Consider the following 20425-nt stretch of genomic DNA (forward strand, 5'->3'; position numbering starts at 1 on the left):
AGGCCTGTGGGAGCTGGCTTGCCAGCGATGAAGTCACCACCGATCAGCCTATCCAGCCACTGACCTGCATTGCCGAATACACCGCCACAGCGGCCAGGACGAAGAACGCGGCCGAAGCCAGGCGGCGGATCAGGGTCAGCGGCAGTTTCTCGGCGGCGAAGTTGCCCGCCAGCACCACCGGTACGTTGGCAATCAACATGCCCAGGGTGGTACCGATAATCACCATGATCAGGTGCGGATACTGTGCCGCCAGCATCACCGTGGCGACCTGGGTCTTGTCGCCGATTTCAGCGATGAAGAACGCGATCAGGGTGGTCAGGAACGGGCCGAAGCGCCGGGCGGTGCTGGCTTCGTCATCGTCCATCTTGTCCGGGATCAGCGTCCACAACGCCGTGGCGGCAAAGCTGGCCGCGAGAATCCAGTGCAAGGTGGCGGCGCTGAAGAAGGTGCTGACCCAGGCGCCGACCGCGCCTGCAGCCGCATGGTTGGCCAGGGTCGCAGCAATGATGCCGGCAATGATCGGCCAGGGTTTGCGAAAGCGGGCGGCAAGGATGAGCGCGAGCAATTGGGTCTTGTCGCCAATTTCGGCGAGGGCCACGATCGCGGTGGGGACGAGCAATGATTCCAGCATCAGGATTCCTACGGGGGCGGGTCGACACGGCTATGACACGTACAGCCTTCCCGCCCCGGGTAAGGTGTTCGTGTCATAGGTCTTGTCAAACCCTGGGTCCGTCTGTGCGGACCGTGGGTCGCACGCGCCATGGTCTGTGGACCAAGTATGTTGACGCGTACCGGGCGAGCTGGGTGCTCGCGGGAGACTACTCCCCTAGGACGGAGCGGATTCTGCCTAGGCAAATCCGTTTCGGCAAGCGCTGATTTTAACCGCGTGTTGCCTGGTAGATGCGAAAGCCTTGCCCTTCGTCGCGGATCCGGCAGTTGCCCAGGGCCTCTTCGATCAGCGGTTGGTAGCGCAGGAAGCTATTGGCCACCAGGCGCATTTCTCCGCCTTTTTTCAGATGATCGGCTGATTTTCGCAGCAGGTTTTCTGAGGCCTGGTAATTGGTGTGCACCCCGGTATGAAACGGCGGGTTGCTGATGATCACGTCAAGCTCGCGCGGTGCGGCATCGATGCCGTCGCCGCTGATCACCTCGCCGTCCAGACCATTGGCGGCCAGGGTCAGGCGGCTGCTGGCGACCGCGAAGGCATCGACATCAAGCAAGGTGATGCGGTTTTGCGGATAGCGACGTTTGATGGCCGCGCCGAGGACGCCCGCACCACAACCAAAATCCAGCACGTGGCCGGTGGGCAGTTGATCGAGGTTTTCCAGCAGCAGGGCGCTGCCGCGATCCAGGCGGCCGTGGCTGAACACACCCGGCAGGCTGACGATCTGCAGCGGGCCATCGGCCAGCGCCAGTTCGAAATGCTCGGCCAGGCTTTGCAGCGATTTGGCTTGCGGTGCGTGCTCCACGGTGACCTGCCACAACTGGCAATGGCGGGCGCTGTCGAGCTTGCGGGGCTTGCCGAAGGCGTGCAGCTGCTTGGCCGCGCCTTCGATGCCGCCGCGTTTCTCGCCGACCAGGTACAGCTCGCGGCCGGCCAGGCGCGAAGCCAGGGTGTTGAGCAGGTAATTGGCCAGGTCACGGGACTTGGGCAAAAACACTACGGCGGCGTCGAAGGCCTGGGCCGGTGCTTCTACGCCGAAGTGGCTGCGCCCGGCGAAGCGCGCATCGAGCGCCGCATGATCGCCGGCATGCCAGCTCCAGCCATGGGCCGCTGGCAGCTTGCCGAGCAGGTCGTCAGCAGGCAAACCGGCCAGCAACAGCGAGCCCTGGAAAAGATCAGCCTGACGAAGCAACACTTCACTGCGCGGGTCCATGGACGGCGACTCCTGAAAAAAGTGGCGCAGTTTACCAGAGCCGGGCCTGGCTTAGACCTGGCGGCGCGGGCTGCCGGCGAAAAACGCCTCGGCGTTTTCGCTCAACTGCTCGACGATACGCTGGCGTGATTCGACCGCGCCCCAGGCGCTGTGCGGGGTAATGATCAGGCGCGGGATGTCCGTCGCCAGCAGCGGGTTGCCATTGACTGGCGGCTCGACACTCAGCACATCGGTGGCGGCACCGCCCAGGTGGCCGGCACGCAAGGCATCGGCCAGGGCCTGCTCGTCGATCAGGCCGCCGCGGGCGGTGTTGATCACGAAAGCGCCCGGCTTGAGCAGGGCCAGTTGGCGGGCGCCGATCAGGTTGTGGGTGTGCTCGTTGAGCGGGCAGTGCAGAGTCAAGACGTCGACTTGCGGCAGCAGCTCATCCAGCGCCAGGCGGTCTTCGCGCGGCGGACGGCCGGGCAATTGGCCTAGCAGCACGCGCATGCCGAAAGCTTCGGCCAGGCGCGCCACGGCGCCACCCAGCTCGCCATGGCCGAGCAGGCCGAGGGTCTTGCCTTCCAGCTCGACGATCGGGAAGTCCAGCAGGCAGAACTGCTTGGCCTGGCCCCAGCGGCCGTCGGCGACGGCCTTTTGATAGTCGCTCAGGCGGGTGGCCAGGGCCAGCAGCAGGGCCAGGGTGTGCTGCGCCACTGACGGGGTGCCGTAACCCTGGCAGTTGCTGACGACGATACCTTGAGCGCGTGCCGCCTGCAGGTCGACATTGTTGGTGCCGGTGGCGGCCACCAGGATCAGCTTCAGTTCGGGGCAGGCCGCCAGGGTGGCGGCGTCGATCATGACCTTGTTGCTGATCGCCACGGTTGCGCCCTGCAGGCGTTCGGCGACCTGCTCGGGAGCGGTTGCCGGATACAGCTGCAAATCATCGAAACAGGCCTTGAGGCGATCCAGCGCCAGGTCACCCAGGTCCAGGGAACTATGGTCGAGAAATACGGCGCGACGGGAGGTGGACATTAGGATGACTCCTGTGAGGGCTCAGGCGTTGTAGACGAAGCAATCGTAATGGCTTTGCTCAAGACTGCTTTCCAGTTCGAGCAGGCCTTGATGTTGTTGCTGCAGCGCCTGGATCTGCGCCTGCAACTGGGCTTTCTTGCCGGCAATCGCTTGGCGCACGCGCTCCATCGGCAGCCCGGCCTGATCATCGCCGACCAGCGCCTGCATTTCCTTGAGGCTGAAACCGAGCTTCTGCGCGCACTTGATCAGGCTCAGCAGGGCGACGCTCTGCTGGTCATACAGGCGATAGCTTCCCTGGCGCCTGGGCGCCGGCAACAGGCCGATGCGCTCATAGTGGCGAATGCTCTTGATGGTCGCCCCGGACAACTGCGCGGCTTTGCCAATGTACATCGAACGTCCTTTTAATGCCGGCGAGCCAGTGTGCGCGCCTGTTGCAGCCAGGTTTCGCGTTGCCGTTCGCTTGAGCTGATGACAGGACCGAACGTTAACGTCTTTTTGGCCCTGATTCCACAGAAGCCAAGGGTGGTGCGGCGCATTTGCTCAAGGGCCGGCATGCGATAGACCCAGCGGTAATACCAGGGAGGCGTGTCCATGCTCACCAGCAGGTCGGCGCTGCGGCCCTTGAGCAGTTGTTCGGGGAAGGGCGAGCCGCTGCGGTATTTGAAGGCAAAGCCGGGCAGCAGGATGCGATCGAGAAAGCCCTTGAGCAACGCCGGAATGCCGCCCCACCAGACCGGGAAGATGAACACCAGGTGCTCGGCCCAACTGATCAGTTGCTGGGCGTGCAGCAGGTCGGGCTCCAGGGGTTGCACCTGTTGATAACCGTCATGCAGGATCGGGTCGAAGGCCAGGTTGCCGAGTGCCAGCAGGCAGACGCTATGGCCTTTATCCCGGGCACTATTGATGTAGCTGTCACTTAACGCGGCGCAGAAGCTGTTGCGCGCAGGGTGGCCGAGTATCACCAGGATTCGTTTACTCATCGAAGGCAGGTCCAGGGGCAAAAGCGCTGAGGCTAACCCCTGCCCTCAGGAGGAGAGTCAAGCCCGCTCCTACCAGAGACTGTTGCCCGAAAGGACGAAAGCGTAATGTAGCGCCCCCGATTGCCTTCTTTGCCGCAAGGAGCCCCCATGTACTGGGCTGAATTTCTGACTGTCGCGTTGATTCACCTGCTGGCGGTGGCCAGCCCCGGCCCGGACTTTGCCGTGGTGGTACGCGAGAGTGTTACCCACGGCCGGCGCGCCGGCACCTGGACGGCCTGCGGTGTCGGTACGGCGATTTTCCTGCATGTGGGCTATTCGCTGTTGGGTATCGGCTTGATCGTGTCGCAGTCGATCATGCTGTTCAACGTGCTGAAATGGCTGGCAGCAGGCTATCTGCTGTATATCGGTTTCAAGGCCCTGCGCGCCCGCCCTGCGGCGCCTGGCAGTGACGCCGTGCAGGTCTCGACGGTCGAGCGCACGCCGCGTGCCGCCTTTGTCGCAGGCTTCATGACCAACGGCCTGAACCCCAAGGCGACGCTGTTTTTCCTGTCGCTGTTCACCGTGGTGATCAACCCGCACACCCCGTTGGCCGTGCAGGCCGGCTACGGCGTCTACCTGGCACTGGCCACCGGCCTGTGGTTCTGCCTGGTGGCCAGGCTGTTCAGCCAGCAGCGGGTGCGCGCCGCCTTTGCGCGCATGGGCCACTGGTTCGACCGCAGCATGGGGGCGGTGCTGATTGCCCTGGGCGTGAAGATTGCCTTCACCGAGATGCACTGACAGTGATGGTTAAACGCCGCTGGTCCCTGTACCGGTCAAATCATTCCTTTGGCTGATTTGGCCGCTGCTGTGGCGTTCTAGAGTAGGACATGTCTTGCTTAGCTTGTGCACACTAGAAAAGGGACTCCTATGTTGCAGACTCGCGTCATTCCTCCCGCCGAGGGCGCCTATCAGTTTCCGCTGTTGATCAAGCGTTTACTGCTGTCGGGCAGTCGCTACGAGAAAACCCGCGAAATCGTCTACCGCGATCAACTGCGCTACAGCTACCTGACCCTCAACGAACGCATCGCGCGGCTGGCCAACGTGCTCACCGCGGCGGGGGTCAAGGCCGGTGACACCGTGGCGGTGATGGACTGGGACAGCCATCGCTACCTCGAATGCATGTTTGCCATCCCGATGATCGGCGCAGTGGTGCACACCATCAACGTGCGCCTGTCGCCGGAGCAGATCCTCTACACCATGAATCACGCCGACGACCGCTTCGTGCTGGTCAACAGCGACTTTGTCGGCCTCTACCAGGCTATCGCCGGGCAACTGACCACGGTCGAGAAAACCCTGTTGCTGACCGATGGTGAGCAAAAAACCGCCGACCTGCCCAACCTGGTCGGTGAGTATGAGCAACTCCTGGCGGCGGCCAGCCCGGTGTACGACTTCCCCGATTTCGACGAGAACTCGGTGGCCACCACGTTCTACACCACCGGCACCACCGGTAACCCCAAGGGGGTGTACTTCACCCACCGGCAACTGGTGCTGCACACCCTGGCGGCGGCGTCGGTCACCGGCAGTATCGACAGCGTGCGCCTGCTCGGCAGCAACGATGTGTACATGCCCATTACCCCGATGTTCCATGTCCACGCCTGGGGTATTCCCTACGTGGCGACCATGCTTGGCATCAAGCAGGTTTACCCGGGGCGTTACGAACCGGAGATGCTGTGCGAGCTGTGGCGCAAGGAGCAGGTGACCTTCTCGCACTGCGTACCGACCATCCTGCAGATGCTGCTCAACGCCAAGGGCGCCCAGCAGCAGGACTTTGGCGGTTGGAAGATCATCATCGGCGGCAGTGCGCTGAACCGCGCCCTGTATGAGGCGGCCAAGGCCCATGGCATCCAGTTGACCGCGGCCTATGGCATGTCGGAGACCTGCCCGCTGGTGGCCTGTGCCCACCTCAACGACGAATTGCTGGCCGGTAGCGAAGATGAATGCATCACCTACCGGATCAAGGCCGGGGTGCCGGTACCGTTGGTGGAGGCGGCGATCGTCGACGGTACTGGCAAGTTCCTCTCGGCCGATGGCGAAACCCAGGGCGAACTGGTATTGCGGGCGCCGTGGCTGACCATGGGCTACTTCCGCGAGGCCGAGAAGGGCGCCGAACTCTGGCACGGCGGCTGGCTGCACACCGGCGACGTCGCCACCCTCGACAGCATGGGCGTGATCGATATCCGCGACCGGATCAAGGATGTGATCAAGACCGGCGGTGAGTGGATCTCTTCACTGGAGCTCGAAGACCTGATCAGCCGTCATCCGGCGGTCCGCGAAGTGGCAGTGGTCGGCGTCGCCGATCCACAGTGGGGCGAGCGGCCGTTTGCCCTGCTGGTGCTCCACGAAGGCCAGAGCATCGATGCCAAGGCGCTCAAGGCGCACCTCAAGCCGTTCGTGGAGCTGGGGCACATCAACAAGTGGGCAATCCCCAGTCAGATCGCCCTTGTTACTGAAATTCCCAAGACCAGCGTCGGCAAGCTCGACAAGAAGCGAATCCGCGTGGATATCAGCCAATGGCAAGCCAGTAACAGCACCTTCCTCTCGACCCTGTAACGTCAGGCGGGTCGTGCCCATTCGGGCGCGACCCGCACGCCAGACGCATGGCTGCCTTGTCAAATGACGAAATTCAGCCATTCTTCCCCCTGCCAGCATAGTGGCCGGTCATGCAGACCACGGCAGAGGGGTTGGGATGCAAATCACACTTTAGAGGGATCAAGCAGTTCAACCTGCTGGCTATAGTCGGTTCAGGGGATTTTCAGGAACGGGGGATCGCACATGCATGTGCCCAGCCACTCGCTCGAGCAAAAGGTGCGCTCACACCGCTCGAACGATGCGTTTCTGCAAAGGACTCACTGCCATAAAAATAAAGTACATGGAGTAGCGTCGATGACATCAGCAAATCTGTTCTGGCGCCGGGCGAAACTGCCCCTGGCCGTCAGCCTCGCTTCTACGCTCGCCGGTCCTGCTTTCGGCGTCAGTTTCAATATCGGTGAAATCGAAGGCTCGTTCGACTCGTCGCTGTCGGTGGGGGCGAGCTGGTCGACAGCCAACCCGAACAAGAACCTGATCGGCGTCAACAACGGCGGCAAGGGCCTGTCGCAAACCTCCGATGACGGCCACCTGAACTTCAAGCGCGGTGAAACCTTCTCGAAGATCTTCAAGGGCATCCATGACCTGGAGCTCAAGTACGGCGATACCGGGGTATTCGTCCGTGGCAAGTACTGGTACGACTTCGAACTCAAGGACGAGCATCGCGAGTTCAAGGACATCAGCGATTCCAACCGTAAAGAGGGCGCGCAATCGTCCGGCGGGCAGATCCTCGACGCCTTCGTCTATCACAACTACTCCATCGCCGATCAGCCGGGCTCGGTGCGCCTGGGTAAGCAGGTGGTCAGTTGGGGTGAAAGTACCTTCATCGGTGGCGGCATCAACTCGATCAACCCGATCGACGTCGCCGCATTCCGTCGCCCGGGCGCCGAAGTGAAGGAAGGCCTGATTCCGGTCAACATGTTCTATGTGTCCCAGAGCCTGACCGACAACCTCTCGGCCGAAGCGTTCTACCAGATCGAATGGGACCAGACCGTCGTCGACAACTGCGGCACCTTCTTCTCCCAGCCGGACATCATTGCCGACGGCTGTACCGACAACCTGCGCGTGCTCAACAGCAGCCGTACGGTGCCGGGCGCTGCCCAGCAGTTCCTCGCCACCCGCGGGGTGAACATCAACGAAGAAGGCGTGCTGGTACGCCGTGGCCCGGACCGCGATGCGCGCGACAGCGGCCAGTTCGGTGTGGCCTTCCGTTACATGTACGACCCGCTGGGTACCGAATTCGGCGCCTACTTCATGAATTACCACAGCCGTGCGCCGATCTTCAGCGCCACCGGCGCCGCGCCATCGGTCTATGCCGGGTTGGCTGGCTTGCCGGCATCCCTGCGGCCGCTGGCGCCGATGATCGTTGCGGGCAACTCGCAGTACTTCGTCGAGTACCCTGAAGACATCCGCCTGTATGGCCTGAGCTTCTCCACCACCCTGCCTACCGGTACCGCGTGGAGCGGTGAAATCAGCTACCGGCCGAATGCGCCGGTGCAACTGAACACCACCGACATCCTGTTTGCTGGCGTGCGTCCAATTGGCGGGACCCTGGCTAACGCCTCGTTGCTCAATGGTGTTCCTGGCCAGGACCTGCACGGTTACCGGCGCAAGGAAATCACCCAGTTCCAGACCACCCTGACGCACTTCTTCGACCAGGTCATGGGCGCCAGCCGTCTGACCGTGGTGGGTGAGCTGGGCGTGACCCATGTCGGCGGCCTGGAAAGCGCCCATGAAGTGCGTTATGGCCGTGACCCGGTCTACGGTCCTGGTCCATTGCCGGCAACCGGCGGTTTCGATACCTGCTCGCAGATCCTCAACAGTGGCACCATCACCGGCGCAGGTCCCGGCACCTCGGGCGACAACCGCAGTCGCAAGTGCGAAAACGACGGTTACACCACCAGCACCTCCTGGGGCTACCGCGCCCGGGCGATCTGGGACTACAACGACGTGTTCGCCGGGGTCAACCTCAAGCCGAACATCGCCTGGTCCCATGACGTCTCCGGTTACTCGCCAGGCCCTGGCGGCAACTTCGAGGAAGGGCGCAAGGCGATCAGCCTGGGCCTGGACGCCGAGTACCAGAACACCTACACCACCAGCCTGTCGTACACCAACTTCTTCGACGGCAAGTACACCACCGTGGATGACCGCGACTTCATCGCCCTCAGCTTCGGCGTGAACTTCTAAGAATTCGGATTCAGGACGACCATGAAGATGAAAACAACCAAGACTCTGCTGCAAGCCGGTGTACTGGGCCTGTCCCTGTTGGCGACCAGTGTCATGGCGGCGGTTTCCGCCGACGAGGCGGCCAAGCTGGGCGCGAGCCTGACGCCGATGGGGGCGGAAAAGGCCGGTAACGCCGACGGCTCGATCACCGCCTGGAAGCCGCTGTCCACCGGCGCCGGTAGCGTCGACGGCAAGGGCTTCCTTTCCGACCCGTACGGCAACGAGCAACCGAAGTTCACCATCACCGCGCAGAACGTCGACCAGTACAAGGACAAACTGTCCCCAGGCCAGGTCGCTATGTTCAAGCGCTATCCGGACACCTTCAAGATTCCGGTGTACCCGACCCACCGCGGTTCCACCGTGCCGGATGCAGTGTTTGCCGCGATCAAGAAAAACGCCACCAGCACCAACCTGGTCGGTGGTGGCAACGGCCTGGAGAACTTCGACAACGCCGTACCGTTCCCGATTCCGAAAAGCGGCGTGGAAGTGATCTGGAACCACATCACCCGCTACCGTGGCGGCAGCGTGACCCGTCTGGTAACCCAGGCCACGCCGCAGCAAAACGGCTCGTACAGCCTGGTGTACTTCCAGGACCAGTTCGTTTTCCGTGACCGGATGAAGGATTACGATCCGGCCAACCCGGGCAACGTACTGTTCTACTTCAAACAGAAGGTGACGGCGCCAGCGCGTCTGGCCGGTACCGTACTGCTGGTGCATGAAACCCTGGACCAGGTCAAAGAGCCTCGCAAAGCGTGGGTCTACAACGCCGGCCAGCGTCGGGTACGGGCTGCGCCACAGGTTTCCTATGACGGCCCGGGTACTGCTGCCGACGGCCTGCGCACCTCCGATAACCTGGACATGTACAACGGTGCGCCGGATCGCTACGACTGGAAGCTGGAAGGCAAGAAAGAGCTGTACATTGCCTCCAACAGCTACAAGCTCGACGATCCAAAGCTCAAGTACGCCGACATCATCAAGGCCGGGCACATCAACCAGGACCTCGCCCGTTACGAGCTGCGCCGGGTATGGCATGTGGTTGCGACCCTGAAACCGGGCCAGCGCCATATCTACGCCAAGCGTGACTTCTACATCGACGAAGACACCTGGCAAGCCGCGGTGATCGACCAGTACGACGGCCGCAACCAGCTGTGGCGCGTGTCCGAGGCCCACTCCCAGGACTACTACAACGTCCAGGTGCCGTGGTACGCCCTGGAAGTCATCTACGACCTGCAATCGGGTCGTTACCTGGCTCTGGGCATGAAGAACGAGGAAAAGAGAGCCTACGACTTTGGCTTCACTGCCTCCAAGGCTGACTTCCAGCCTGCCGCGCTTCGCCAGGAAGGTGTGCGCTAAGCTTTAAAACCTCCGTGTGATCTCCCAGAACGCCCCGGCTTGCCGGGGCGTTTCTGTTTGCGCAGCGTGACCCGCTCAGGTTTGTCGTTTTTTGTTGTAGTCTTTTTTCGGCATAAAGGGGCAATCATCTTCAAATGTGCGGTTTAACCCGTTAGTCTGCCTTGATCCGTACTGCCGAAGATTCCCTAACTAGAACGAGCCGGCCATGACTGATCTGTCCCGTACGCAAGGGTTCGCCAGCCAGGCCATGAGCGTCCTGGAGGGCCGCTTCTTTCGTCCGCCATTGCCCGAAGGCTATGTACCGCGAGCGCGCTTGTGCCAGCGTTTGCACGCGGGGCTCGGTGGGCGCTTGTTGCTGGTCAACGCACCGGCAGGCTTCGGTAAAAGTTCATTGGCGGTGGAGTTCTGCCAGGGGCTGCCCAACCATTGGAGCAGCCTGTGGCTGGGGCTGAGCCGGCGCGACAACGACCCCGGGCGCTTTCTTGAGCGCTTGCTCGAAGGCTTGCAGCAGTACTGCCCGGCGCTTGGCGGCCAGGCCCTGGGCCTGCTGAAAATGCGCCAGCGGCATCAGCCGTTCGCCTTCGAAGAATGGCTCGACGGCCTGCTCGATGAGCTGGCCCGGCACCTGCAGCCGCACAACCCCTTGCTGCTGGTGCTGGATGATTACCACCTGGCCCAGGGCCCGGTGCTCGATCGCTGCCTGCAGTTTTTCCTCAATCACCTGCCGCCTGGCCTGGTGCTGCTGGTGACCAGCCGGCAGCGGCCAGACTGGCACCTGGCGCGCCTGCGTCTGTCGCGCCAGTTGCTCGAACTCAATGAGCAGGACTTGCGCCTGACCACCGATGAATCCCTCGCCGTGCTTGGCCAGCAACCCAGCGTGCTGCGTGGACAGGCGCTGGACAACCTGATCCAGCGCAGCGATGGCTGGGTCGCCGGTTTGCGTTTCTGGTTGCTCGCCGCCAACGAGGCGGGGGCCGACAGTGCCTTGCCTCAGGCCCTGCATGGCGGCGAAGGGCTGATTCGTGACTACCTGCTCGAAGAAGTGATCGAGATGCTGCCCGCCGAAGTGCAGGGGTTTCTATACGACACCGCCTGCCAGGAGCGCTTTTGCGCCGAGCTCTGTGACGCCCTGCGCGAAAGCCATGACAGTGCCGAGATCCTTCGATACCTGCAGGCACACCAGGTGTTCCTGGTGCCGCTGGACGAGCACGGGCGCTGGTTCCGTTATCATCACTTGTTCTCCGACCTGCTGCGCACCCGCCAGGCCAGCCTGCCGTTGTCGAGCCTGCACCTGCGCGCTTGTCGCTGGTTCCATGGCCAGGGCCTGCTCGATGAAGCCGTCGAGCAGGCCTTGCGTGCCGGGCACCTGGATGTGGCCGCCAACCTGGTGCAGAACCTGTCCGAGGAGCAACTGCTGGCCGAGCAGAACGTCGGCATGCTCCTGCGCTGGAAGATGGACCTGCCCGACAGCCTGCTGATCAGCACGCCGCGGCTGATCGTGCTGTACAGCTGGGCCCTGGGCCTGGCCGGGCAACTGGATGCCGCCGAAGAGCTGGCCAGCCACCTGAGCCGTTTTTTGCCGGCGCCTTCAGCCACCGCGCAGAAATCCATGCTGGCCCAGTGGCTGGCGTTGAGCGGGGTCATTGCCCGTGGTCGCGGCGACCGCCAGCGCACCCTCGAATACTGCTCCGAGGCGCTGCACAGCTTGCCGTTCAAGCGCTATGGGCAGCGTCTGGTATGCCTGTCGACCTTGTCCAACCTGGCCATCGCCGATGCCGATTTCTGGCGTGCCCGCGGCTGGAACCGCGAAGCGCTGGAGCTGGCCCAGCGGGTCGGCAATCCCTTGTTCGAAGCCCTGGCCCATTACGACCGCGCGCGGGTACTGCACGCCCGTGGTGAGGTGCTGCGCGCCCTGGATGAAGTGCGCCAGGGCCTGCAGCGCCTGCAGGGTTTGTCGGCGCAACGGCTGTACGCGGCACGAGCGCGGTTGACCCTGTACGAGGGCTACCTGCTGGCGGCACGGCTAAAACCGGAAGCCGGCCGTAGCCGCCTGCGCGCCGGGCTGATCGAGGCGCGCGCCTGTCGCGACATCAGCGTACTGATCGGCCATTGCGTGATCGCTTCGCTGGATGGCCGCGAAGGGCGTTTCGCCGAAGCCTTTGCCGAGCTTGCCGAAGCCGAGCGGCTGATGCACATCTGGGACGTTCCGCCGATTTTCTATCTGGCGATGATCACCCTGGTCAAGTGCGAGCTGTGGCTGGCCCAGGGCCGCACCGACCTGGCCGAGTCCTGGCTGTTGCGCCTGGGCCAGACCTACGGTGGCGAACAGGCGGCGGCTGCTCCCGAGTTCCACCCGTTGTTGCCGCTGCATATCGAACTGCAGCAGGCCTTGCTCGAACGCACCCAAGGTCGTCTGGAACAGGCCGGGCGCCGCTTGCAGGCACTGGTGGAGCGCGGCCAGGCCAGCGGCGGGCAGATGCTCTGCGTCACTGCGCTGTGCCAGTGGATGGTTCTGCTGCTGGCCAGCAATAACGAGGCGCAGGCGCGAGACCTGCTGGGCCTGGCCCTGGAGTCCGCGCGCGGCGGTGTTCTGCAACCTTTCCAGCGCCTGCTGCAGGACCACCCGAAATGGCTGCGTGAGCAGTTGCTGCAACACCCTCAGGGGGCCGCCCAAAGCAGCTTGCTGGGGTTGCTGCCGACGCCTGAATCGGTCGAATCGATGGCTGGCAACGAATCGTTGAGTAGCCGCGAGATGGCCGTGCTGGAGCTGATTGCCCAAGGCTGCTCGAACCAGGAAATCAGCGAGCGCCTGTTCATTTCCCTGCACACGGTGAAAACCCACGCCAGCCACATCAACAGCAAGCTGGGCGTCGAGCGCCGGACCCAGGCGGTGGCCCGGGCCAAGGCCCTGGGGATGCTGCAATAGTGACACCGGGTGATTGCAGCGCAACCGTCCTTGACGTAAAAGGATGGGAGCCGCTTGCCCCGTCGACCATTGCTGGCGTGGGACTTGCTTGAATCGGGATACCGATCCGGAGCAGCCGATGAGCCCGCAACAAACAACAACGATCGCACTCCCTCCCAGTACACGCCTAGCCCGGGAAATACTCGCGGTGGACGGCCAGGTGCCGGAAGGCGTGTTGCGTGCCGAAATCGACGCCTCCTGGCGCCGCAGCCTTGATCATGGCGTCGGCGTGCACAGTCAGCATGACCTCGGCCTGGCCCCGGTGGCCAACCTTGATCTGTTACTCGCCAACAACCGCTTGCTGCTCGATGCCGCCACCGCGGAACTCGATTACTTGAGTGGGCATCAGGGCCAGGACGCCCTGATCATCCTGGCTAACGCCGATGCGACCATCCTGGCCGTTGAAGGCCCGGCCGACGTTGTGCGCCACAGCACCGAGGCGGGGATTGTCCCTGGCACCCGCTGGAGTGAAGCCGAATGCGGCACCAATGCCCTGGGGACGGCGCTGGTGGAGGCGCGCACGGTGCAGATCGATTGTGGCGAACATTTTCTCGAACGGCTCAGCGATTATTCCTGCACCTCAGTGCCGATCCACTGCCCGCAAGGTGACCTGTTCGGCGTGCTCGACCTGACCCGCCAAGGGCCCTTGGGCCGCTTGCAGGACCGCACTGCCTTGCTCGCCCTGGCGGTCAGCCAGATTGAGGGCAAGCTGTTCAACAACAGTTACCCGCAGCAGATCGTGTTGGCGTTTCACAGCCGCCGGCAATACCTCGGCTCCCCTTGGCAGGGCCTGCTGGCACTGGGCCTGGACGGGCGTATCCTGGCTGCCAGCAATCAGGCCTGCCAACTGCTCGGCAGTCAGCGCGAGGCGCTGCTCGGCCAACGTTGCGACAGCCTGCTCGGCATGCGCCTGGAGCAATGGCTGGCGCGCGTGCAACCAGGCAGTGTCGAAAGCACCGAGACAGCCAAGGGTGGTTTTTTCTACAAGGCCCTGCAGGTGCCGCAGCGGCCACTGAGCGTTGTCGTGCCGGCTGCACGGGCGCCTCGGCAAAGCACTCAACAGCCGGACCTGGAGCGCCTTGGCGCCGGCAACAGCCGCCACGCCAGGGCCCTGCGCATGGCGCGTCAGGGCTTGGCCAACGGCCTGCCGGTGGTGCTGCTGGGCGAGACCGGCAGCGGCAAGGAAGTGGTAGCGCGCGCCCTGCATCAGGACAGCGCGCGCGCCGGCAAGCCCTTTGTGGCGGTGAACTGCGCGGCGATCCCTGAAGGCCTGATCGAGTCGGAGCTGTTCGGCTACCGTGAAGGGGCGTTCACCGGCTCGCGTCGCGGCGGCATGATCGGGCGCCTGCAGCAGGCCCATGGCGGTACGCTGTTTCTGGACGAAGTTGGCGATATGCCGCTGGCCTTGCAGGCCCGCCTGCTGCGGGTGTTGCAGGAGCGCAAGGTTGCGCCGTTGGGCGCGGGCCAGGAGCAAGACCTGGATATCGCCCTGATCTGCGCCACCCATCGCGACCTCAAGGCCCAGGTGCAAAGCCAGCAGTTTCGTGAAGACCTTTTTTACCGTATCCATGGCATCAGCGTGCAGTTGCCCGCGTTGCGGGAGCGCGAAGACCTGCCGGCGCTGGTGCGCAGCCTGCTTGATCGCCTCGGTGGCCAGGGCGTCGAGCTTTCGAGCGAGCTGAGTGCATTGTTCGCCGGCTATCACTGGCCGGGCAACATCCGTCAGCTGGAAATGACCTTGCGCTTGCTGCTGGCCATGCGTGAAGCCGGTGAACAGGAACTGGGCCTGGATCACCTGCCCGACAACCTGCTCGACGAATTGCGCGACAGCGCCCGGCCGCCCAGCACACGCATGCGTGACAGCCAGAGCGTGCTGATTCGCCAGGCCCTGGAACGCCATGCTGGCAATGTCACTGCGGCAGCCGAGGCCCTGGGCATCAGCCGTGCAACCCTGTACCGCAAGCTCAAGCAGACGCCGCCTTGATCCAGCGCCTGCTGGCCTCGACCGCCCGTTGGGCGAGCGCGGCCAGCAACAGCGCATTGCCACTCTGAGGGTTACAGCTTGATCAGCACCGACTTGAGCTCGGTGTAGTGCTCGATGGCCGCTGCGCCCATTTCCCGACCGACCCCCGACATCTTGTAGCCGCCGAACGGCAACGCCGGGTCGAGGGCGCTGTGGCAGTTGACCCATACCGAGCCCGAGCGGATCTGCGGGATCATCCGGTGCACCGCGCCCAGGTTGTTGGACCAGATGCTCGCACCCAGGCCGTAGGGGCTGTCGTTGGCCATGCGCACCGCGTCAGCTTCGTCATCGAACGGAATGGCCACCAGCACCGGGCCGAAGATTTCTTCCTGTACCAGCGGGTGACGCTGGTCGACATCGACAATCACCGTTGGCTTGACGAAGTAACCGGGGCCGAATTGCTCGCCACCGCAGGCGATGGTCGCACCGCTGCTGCGGCCTTGCTCGATGTAGTCGTAGACGCGCTTCTGCTGGCGCGCGGAGATCAGTGGCCCCATTTCCACGCTGGGGTCCAGGCCGTTGCCGAGTTTCATGGCATTGGCGATGCCGGCGATATCGGCCACCACATTGTCGAAATGCTTGCGCTGTACGTACAGGCGGGAACCGGCACAGCACACCTGGCCCTGGTTGAAGAAGATCGCGCTGGCGGCGCCAGCGGCGGCGCTGGCCAGATCGGCGTCGGCCATGACGATGGTCGGTGATTTGCCGCCCAGTTCCAGGGTGACCCGGGTCATGGAGTCCATGGCGATCTTGCCAATGGTCTTGCCCACGGCGGTGGAGCCGGTGAAGGTCAGTTTGTCGACCAGCGGGTTGCGGGTCAGGGCATCGCCGGCGACCAGGCCGGTGCCGGTCACGACGTTGAAGACCCCCGCCGGGTAACCCGCTTCCAGTACCAGTTCGGCCAGTTTCAGAGCACTCAGCGGGGTTTCATCGGCAGGCTTGAGGACCATGGTGCAGCCGGTGGCCAGGGCCGGACCGAGCTTCCAGCAGGCCAGCAGCAGGGGGAAGTTCCAGGCGACGATGGCGCCGACCACGCCGACCGCTTCACGGCGCACGAACCCGTGGAACTGATCGGCGGGCATCAACGGCATCGACACCTCGACGGTGCTGCCTTCGATCTTGGTGGCCCAGCCGGCCATATAGCGCAGAAAGTCGATCGACAGCTGCACGTCCATGGCCCGGGCTACCATGGCACTCTTGCCGTTGTTCAGGCATTCGAGCTGGGCGAGGATTTCGCCGTCGCGCTCAAGCAGGTCGGCCAGGCGCCACAGCAGGTTCTGCCGCTCGCGTGGGCGGGTGCGGCTCCAGGCGGAGTCATCGAACGCCTGGCGGGCGGCGTGTACCGCGCGGTCGACATCGGCCGGGGTGGCGGCGGGCACCTCGCAGAGGTTCTCGCCGTTGGCCGGGTTGCGCAGGGTCAGGCGGGCGCCATCGCTGGAGTCGACCCAGTCGGCGCCAATCAGCATGCGTGGGGCGCGGCGAATGAAGGCTTCGGCGTCGGGGTGCAGGGGGGCAGTGGTGGACATGGCAAACCTCATTGTTGTGAGTGAGTGCCGGGTGTTCGCAACGCGTGTGCCAAAGTGGCGAAGTCCCTGTTTTCAGGCGCTGTCGGGCAAAGTTGGCAGCCTGTCGCCGGGATGCTCCGTCTCATTTTGAGACAGTGGTGAGACGGGTCGGTATGTATCGTCACCTCAGCACCGTTGTCCGCAACAGGGGCGCGGCGCTTTACTCTGTGCTTAGCATGAACGGTGATAGCATAGTGCTATTATTTGCGCCATTGCTGGTACGATCGTGCGCCAAATATGCGCAGCGCAAGCCTCAAGCTATCGCCCTGTGTGGCCGATACTCTGCGAGTGCGGGCCGATTCATTGCCGCAGCGAATCTACCCGCGAAGCCGAGCCTGTCCGTGAAGGTGCCTCTGCGTCTATTTTTTCATTTGCCATGACAGGTTTCGTGGATGCAGGTCTACAGCCAAAAAAGCTTTCTGATTGTCGATGACTTCTCCGATTTTCGCAGCTCGGCCCGCTCGATGTTGCGCGAACTGGGCGTGCGCGATGTCGACACCGCCGACAGTGGCGAGCAGGCACTGCGCATGTGCGCGCAGAAACGTTACGACTTTATCCTTCAAGACTTCCACCTGGGCGATGGCAAGAAGAACGGCCAGCAGGTGCTCGAGGACCTGATCCTCGACAAACTGATCAGTCATGAGTGCGTGTTCCTCATGGTCACTGCCGAAAGCAGCCAGGCGATTGTCCTCAGCGCCCTGGAGCACGAGCCCGACGCCTACCTGACCAAGCCGTTCAACCGCATCGGCCTGGCTCAGCGCCTGGAAAAACTGGTGCAGCGCAAGACCTTGCTCAAACCGATCCTCCAGGCCCTGGACCGCGGCCGTCCGGCCGAGGTGCTGGCGGCCTGTGCCGAGCTGTGCAAGAAGGACCCGCGCTTCGCGCCGCTGTGCCTGCGTTATCGCGCCGATGCCTTGCGCGACCTCAACCGCGTCGATGAGCTGGAGAAGTTCCTCACCACCATCATCGCCAGCCGCGCCACGCCCTGGGCCTATGCCGCCCTGGGCAACCTGTTGTACAAGCGCAACCAGTTGGCCCAGGCCCAGGGCGTATACGAACAAGCACTCAAGGCTTTCCCGATGATGCCCGGGCTGTACGATGGCCTGGCCGAGGTGCTGGTGGCCCTGGGTGAAAGCAAGCGCGCCCAGGGTGTGCTGGAAGAGGCCGTGCGCCTTTCACCGTTGGCCGTACGCCGGCAGATGATGCTGGGCAAGCTGGCCCTGAGCAACGACGACTACGACACCTCGTCCAAGGCCTACCGGCACGCCGTCAACCAGGGCCAGAGCTCGCGTTACAAAGACCCGGAGAGCAACCTCGGGCTGGTGCAGGCGCTGATGAACAAGAACGCCGGCAACGGCCTGGATGCACGTACCCGGGTCGAGATCAACACCGTGCTCAGCGAAGTGGCCAAAGAGAACGTCGAAGACCAGGGGCTGCAGGTGCGCGCACGGTTGATGAAAGCCGCCAGCCTGCAGCAGGCTGGCGACGCCGAAACCGCCGCCAAGCTGACCGAACAGGCCATGGCCCGGCTGGAGAAAATGGACCAGTTTTTCTCGGTGGAAGCCGCGTTGGTGGTGGCCACGCAGTTGCAAAAGCTCGGCCAGGAGGCCGCCGGCACCTCTATTCTCAAGGGCTGCGTGGAGACCTACGGCGACGACCCCAAGGTCATGCAGAGCGTGGCACAACTGACCGATGATCCGAACGTGTTGGGCGCGGTGACCGAAGCGGTCGACCTTAACCGCCAGGGCGTTCGCAGTTACCAGGCCGGCCAGCTCAGCGAAGCGCTGGCGCAGTTCCGCCGGGCCCTGACGCTGCAGCCGAAGAACATCAGTATTGCCCTCAACACCGCCCAGGCGCTGCTGCGCATCGGTGGCGAGGCACCGCCGCCGGCGATCATGGACGAGTGCCGTGCCTGCCTGGGCAGCGTGACCGGCATCCCGAAAAGCGACAACCGTTACGATCGCTACCGCAAACTGCACATCCGGGCCTTTGGCGCATGAACCAGGACAACCAGGGGCTGGATTTCTCCACGGTGATCGCCTCCACCGTACACGACATGAAGAACTCCCTGGCGGCCCTGACCCAGGCCCACAGCCAGTGGCTGGCGCGCCTGCCCGAAGCGTTGCGCAGCGGCAGCGAACAGGGGGTGATGGAGCACGAATTCAGCCACCTCAACGGCATGCTGGTGCAGTTGCTGGGCTTGTACAAGCTGGGCGTCAACCAACTGCCCATGTGCCCCGACTATCACGAGCTCGACGATTTCATCGAAGCCCAGCTGGCGGCCCAGCAGAACCTGCTGCAGCACCGCGACATCCTCGCCAGCTGGCGCATTGAAACCGCAAGCCCGCTGGGTTTCTTCGACCGCGAACTGGTTGGCTCGGTAGTGGCCAACATCCTCAACAACGCCATTCGTTATGCCGGGCATACCTTGTTGATCAGCGTCAGCGACGAAGGCGAACAACTGCTGCTGAGCATCAACGATGACGGACCGGGCTTCCCGGCGCGCATGCTCGAGCGTCAGCAGGAGTATGTGCAGGGTATCGACGGCAAGAGCGGCAGCACCGGCCTGGGGCTATACTTCGCGGCGCGGATTGCCGCTCTGCACGAGCGCAACGGCGTCAAGGGGCGGATCGAGATTGCCAACGGCGGGGTGTTGGGCGGGGGGCTTTTCAGGCTCTATTTGCCGTGAAGTGGTTATCCCGCGGGCTGTTGGCCGGGCTGTTGCTGCCATTGAGCGGGTGTCAGATTGCCCTGTACCCGATTACCCTGGTCAGCTGCGCTTTGCGTGCGCAGCCGACGCTCTCCCCTGAAGCCTTGCCGCTGGCGAGGGTGGGGCAGCCCTATCAGGCGCAGATCACGCTCATCGCCAGCAGTTCGCCGGTGAGTGGCTTCTATGCCGAACCCTTACCGCCAGGGCTGACACTGCAGCACCAGGGCCGCAGGCCTGACGCGACATTGGTCGGCACACCGCAACGTGCGGGGGTCTATCACTTCGTGGTGTCGGTGGGGACGTTTGGTACGCAGTGTGCTGGCTTGAGTGCGGATCGCGAGTATCGCCTTGAGGTGAAGTGACGAGTGTCGTCGCCGGAGGTGGAAGGCTGTGCGACACTCCACCCTTTGCTCCACAGGATTGCCCCATGAACCCGGCTAAACCCGCCCTGATCCGCGAAACCTTCCCCGTCGGCCCGTTGCAGTGCAACTGCACCATCATCGGTGACCCGATCAGCAAAAAGGCCATCGTCGTCGATCCGGGTGGCAATCACGAGCAGATCCTCGCCCGCCTGGATGCCCATGGCCTGAAGGTGGTGAGCATCATCCATACCCACGCGCATCTGGATCATTTCCTCGCCTCCGGGCAGTTGAAGGAGAAGACCGGCGCCACCCTGCACCTGCATAAGGACGACCAGTTCCTCTGGGACAACCTGGAAATGCAGTGCCAGATGTTCGGCGTGCCCTACACTCCGGTGCCGGCGCCGGACCGCTGGCTGGCCGATGACGAAGAACTGGCCTGCGGCTGTGGCGTGGCCTTGCACACCCCGGGGCACACGCCGGGCTCGATGAGTTTCTGGTTCGCCGAGGCCAAGCTGCTGATTGCAGGCGATACGCTTTTTCGCCGTGGGATTGGTCGCACCGATTTGTGGGGTGGTGATCAGGCGACTATCGTTCGTTCTATCAAGCAGCGCTTGTACAGCCTGGATGAAGAGGCCACGGTGGTGACCGGACATGGGCCGGATACCCGCCTGGGTGATGAGATGCGCCAGAACCCGTTCGTGCGCGCGTGAAGTTTCAGGGAATTT

Annotated in this window: 16 protein-coding genes and 1 riboswitch; of the genes, 10 read left to right on the plus strand and 6 right to left on the minus strand. The window is 63.4% G+C overall.

Annotated elements, in window-relative coordinates; translation table 11 throughout:
* Nucleotides 1-43: 43 nt before the first annotated feature.
* From KHO53_RS14450 to KHO53_RS14470, 5 genes are all read right to left on the minus strand, one after another.
* Entirely contained in the window at nt 44-631 is a 588-nt protein-coding gene (locus KHO53_RS14450) for a TMEM165/GDT1 family protein (protein WP_010225776.1), read from the minus strand.
* Between the two features lie 87 nt (nt 632-718).
* Nucleotides 719-840: riboswitch (yybP-ykoY riboswitch) on the minus strand.
* A gap of 38 nt (nt 841-878) precedes the next feature.
* Nucleotides 879-1877: a methyltransferase gene (locus tag KHO53_RS14455; protein ID WP_036993850.1), complete on the minus strand. Its 999-nt coding sequence runs from the start codon at nt 1875-1877 to the stop codon at nt 879-881.
* 51 nt (nt 1878-1928) lie between these two features.
* Nucleotides 1929-2891, minus strand: coding sequence for a 2-hydroxyacid dehydrogenase (locus KHO53_RS14460; RefSeq protein ID WP_213570440.1), 963 nt, complete (start codon nt 2889-2891; stop codon nt 1929-1931).
* 21 nt (nt 2892-2912) lie between these two features.
* The gene (locus tag KHO53_RS14465; RefSeq protein WP_010225782.1) at nt 2913-3281 is read right to left on the minus strand and encodes a MerR family transcriptional regulator; all 369 of its coding nucleotides are present in this window, start codon (nt 3279-3281) and stop codon (nt 2913-2915) included.
* An 11-nt stretch (nt 3282-3292) separates the two neighbouring features.
* Nucleotides 3293-3871 carry an NAD(P)H-dependent oxidoreductase gene (locus KHO53_RS14470; RefSeq protein ID WP_010225783.1) on the minus strand — a complete coding sequence of 193 codons (579 nt, stop codon included), beginning with the start codon at nt 3869-3871 and terminating at the stop codon, nt 3293-3295.
* Between the two features lie 147 nt (nt 3872-4018).
* Here KHO53_RS14470 and KHO53_RS14475 point away from each other — a divergent pair, with 147 nt between their 5' ends.
* The 6 genes from KHO53_RS14475 (at nt 4019) to KHO53_RS14500 (ending at nt 15024) form a co-directional block, all read left to right on the plus strand.
* Entirely contained in the window at nt 4019-4648 is a 630-nt protein-coding gene (locus KHO53_RS14475; protein ID WP_010225784.1) for a LysE family translocator, read from the plus strand.
* A 129-nt stretch (nt 4649-4777) separates the two neighbouring features.
* The gene (locus KHO53_RS14480) at nt 4778-6460 is read left to right on the plus strand and encodes a fatty acid--CoA ligase (RefSeq protein WP_213570441.1); all 1683 of its coding nucleotides are present in this window, start codon (nt 4778-4780) and stop codon (nt 6458-6460) included.
* A 333-nt stretch (nt 6461-6793) separates the two neighbouring features.
* On the plus strand, nt 6794-8683 hold the full coding sequence (locus KHO53_RS14485) for a DUF1302 domain-containing protein (RefSeq protein WP_010225786.1): 1890 nt from the start codon (nt 6794-6796) through the stop codon (nt 8681-8683).
* 27 nt (nt 8684-8710) lie between these two features.
* Nucleotides 8711-10075: a DUF1329 domain-containing protein gene (locus KHO53_RS14490; protein ID WP_010225787.1), complete on the plus strand. Its 1365-nt coding sequence runs from the start codon at nt 8711-8713 to the stop codon at nt 10073-10075.
* A 205-nt stretch (nt 10076-10280) separates the two neighbouring features.
* Entirely contained in the window at nt 10281-13001 is a 2721-nt protein-coding gene (locus tag KHO53_RS14495) for a winged helix-turn-helix domain-containing protein (RefSeq protein WP_010225788.1), read from the plus strand.
* A gap of 118 nt (nt 13002-13119) precedes the next feature.
* The gene (locus KHO53_RS14500) at nt 13120-15024 is read left to right on the plus strand and encodes a sigma-54-dependent Fis family transcriptional regulator (protein WP_213570442.1); all 1905 of its coding nucleotides are present in this window, start codon (nt 13120-13122) and stop codon (nt 15022-15024) included.
* Between the two features lie 71 nt (nt 15025-15095).
* Here the strand turns inward: KHO53_RS14500 and KHO53_RS14505 are convergent, their stop codons facing one another.
* Entirely contained in the window at nt 15096-16589 is a 1494-nt protein-coding gene (locus KHO53_RS14505; protein WP_213570443.1) for an aldehyde dehydrogenase family protein, read from the minus strand.
* A 431-nt stretch (nt 16590-17020) separates the two neighbouring features.
* Between KHO53_RS14505 and KHO53_RS14510 the strand changes: the two genes are divergently transcribed.
* From KHO53_RS14510 to KHO53_RS14525, 4 genes are all read left to right on the plus strand, one after another.
* Nucleotides 17021-18628, plus strand: a complete 1608-nt coding sequence (locus KHO53_RS14510; RefSeq protein ID WP_010225793.1) for a tetratricopeptide repeat-containing response regulator — start codon at nt 17021-17023, stop codon at nt 18626-18628.
* Nucleotides 18625-19317, plus strand: coding sequence for a sensor histidine kinase (locus tag KHO53_RS14515; protein WP_010225795.1), 693 nt, complete (start codon nt 18625-18627; stop codon nt 19315-19317). Before KHO53_RS14510 ends, KHO53_RS14515 begins: the two co-directional genes overlap by 4 nt.
* Nucleotides 19314-19700, plus strand: coding sequence for a hypothetical protein (locus KHO53_RS14520; protein WP_213570444.1), 387 nt, complete (start codon nt 19314-19316; stop codon nt 19698-19700). The genes KHO53_RS14515 and KHO53_RS14520 overlap by 4 nt, the downstream gene beginning before the upstream one ends.
* A gap of 65 nt (nt 19701-19765) precedes the next feature.
* Complete coding sequence (locus tag KHO53_RS14525) at nt 19766-20410, plus strand: MBL fold metallo-hydrolase (protein WP_010225797.1); 645 nt, start codon at nt 19766-19768, stop codon at nt 20408-20410.
* Nucleotides 20411-20425: the final 15 nt, after the last annotated feature.

The sequence above is a fragment of the Pseudomonas sp. RC2C2 genome (assembly GCF_018390435.1).
Taxonomy (GTDB): domain Bacteria; phylum Pseudomonadota; class Gammaproteobacteria; order Pseudomonadales; family Pseudomonadaceae; genus Aquipseudomonas; species Aquipseudomonas donghuensis.

Coding starts and splice junctions, on each gene's coding strand:
- KHO53_RS14450 (WP_010225776.1), bottom strand. CDS start 631: ATGCTGGAATCATTGCTCGTCCCCACCGCGATCGTGGCCCTCGCCGAA.
- KHO53_RS14455 (WP_036993850.1), bottom strand. CDS start 1,877: ATGGACCCGCGCAGTGAAGTGTTGCTTCGTCAGGCTGATCTTTTCCAG.
- KHO53_RS14460 (WP_213570440.1), bottom strand. CDS start 2,891: ATGTCCACCTCCCGTCGCGCCGTATTTCTCGACCATAGTTCCCTGGAC.
- KHO53_RS14465 (WP_010225782.1), bottom strand. CDS start 3,281: ATGTACATTGGCAAAGCCGCGCAGTTGTCCGGGGCGACCATCAAGAGC.
- KHO53_RS14470 (WP_010225783.1), bottom strand. CDS start 3,871: ATGAGTAAACGAATCCTGGTGATACTCGGCCACCCTGCGCGCAACAGC.
- KHO53_RS14475 (WP_010225784.1), top strand. CDS start 4,019: ATGTACTGGGCTGAATTTCTGACTGTCGCGTTGATTCACCTGCTGGCG.
- KHO53_RS14480 (WP_213570441.1), top strand. CDS start 4,778: ATGTTGCAGACTCGCGTCATTCCTCCCGCCGAGGGCGCCTATCAGTTT.
- KHO53_RS14485 (WP_010225786.1), top strand. CDS start 6,794: ATGACATCAGCAAATCTGTTCTGGCGCCGGGCGAAACTGCCCCTGGCC.
- KHO53_RS14490 (WP_010225787.1), top strand. CDS start 8,711: ATGAAAACAACCAAGACTCTGCTGCAAGCCGGTGTACTGGGCCTGTCC.
- KHO53_RS14495 (WP_010225788.1), top strand. CDS start 10,281: ATGACTGATCTGTCCCGTACGCAAGGGTTCGCCAGCCAGGCCATGAGC.
- KHO53_RS14500 (WP_213570442.1), top strand. CDS start 13,120: ATGAGCCCGCAACAAACAACAACGATCGCACTCCCTCCCAGTACACGC.
- KHO53_RS14505 (WP_213570443.1), bottom strand. CDS start 16,589: ATGTCCACCACTGCCCCCCTGCACCCCGACGCCGAAGCCTTCATTCGC.
- KHO53_RS14510 (WP_010225793.1), top strand. CDS start 17,021: ATGCAGGTCTACAGCCAAAAAAGCTTTCTGATTGTCGATGACTTCTCC.
- KHO53_RS14515 (WP_010225795.1), top strand. CDS start 18,625: ATGAACCAGGACAACCAGGGGCTGGATTTCTCCACGGTGATCGCCTCC.
- KHO53_RS14525 (WP_010225797.1), top strand. CDS start 19,766: ATGAACCCGGCTAAACCCGCCCTGATCCGCGAAACCTTCCCCGTCGGC.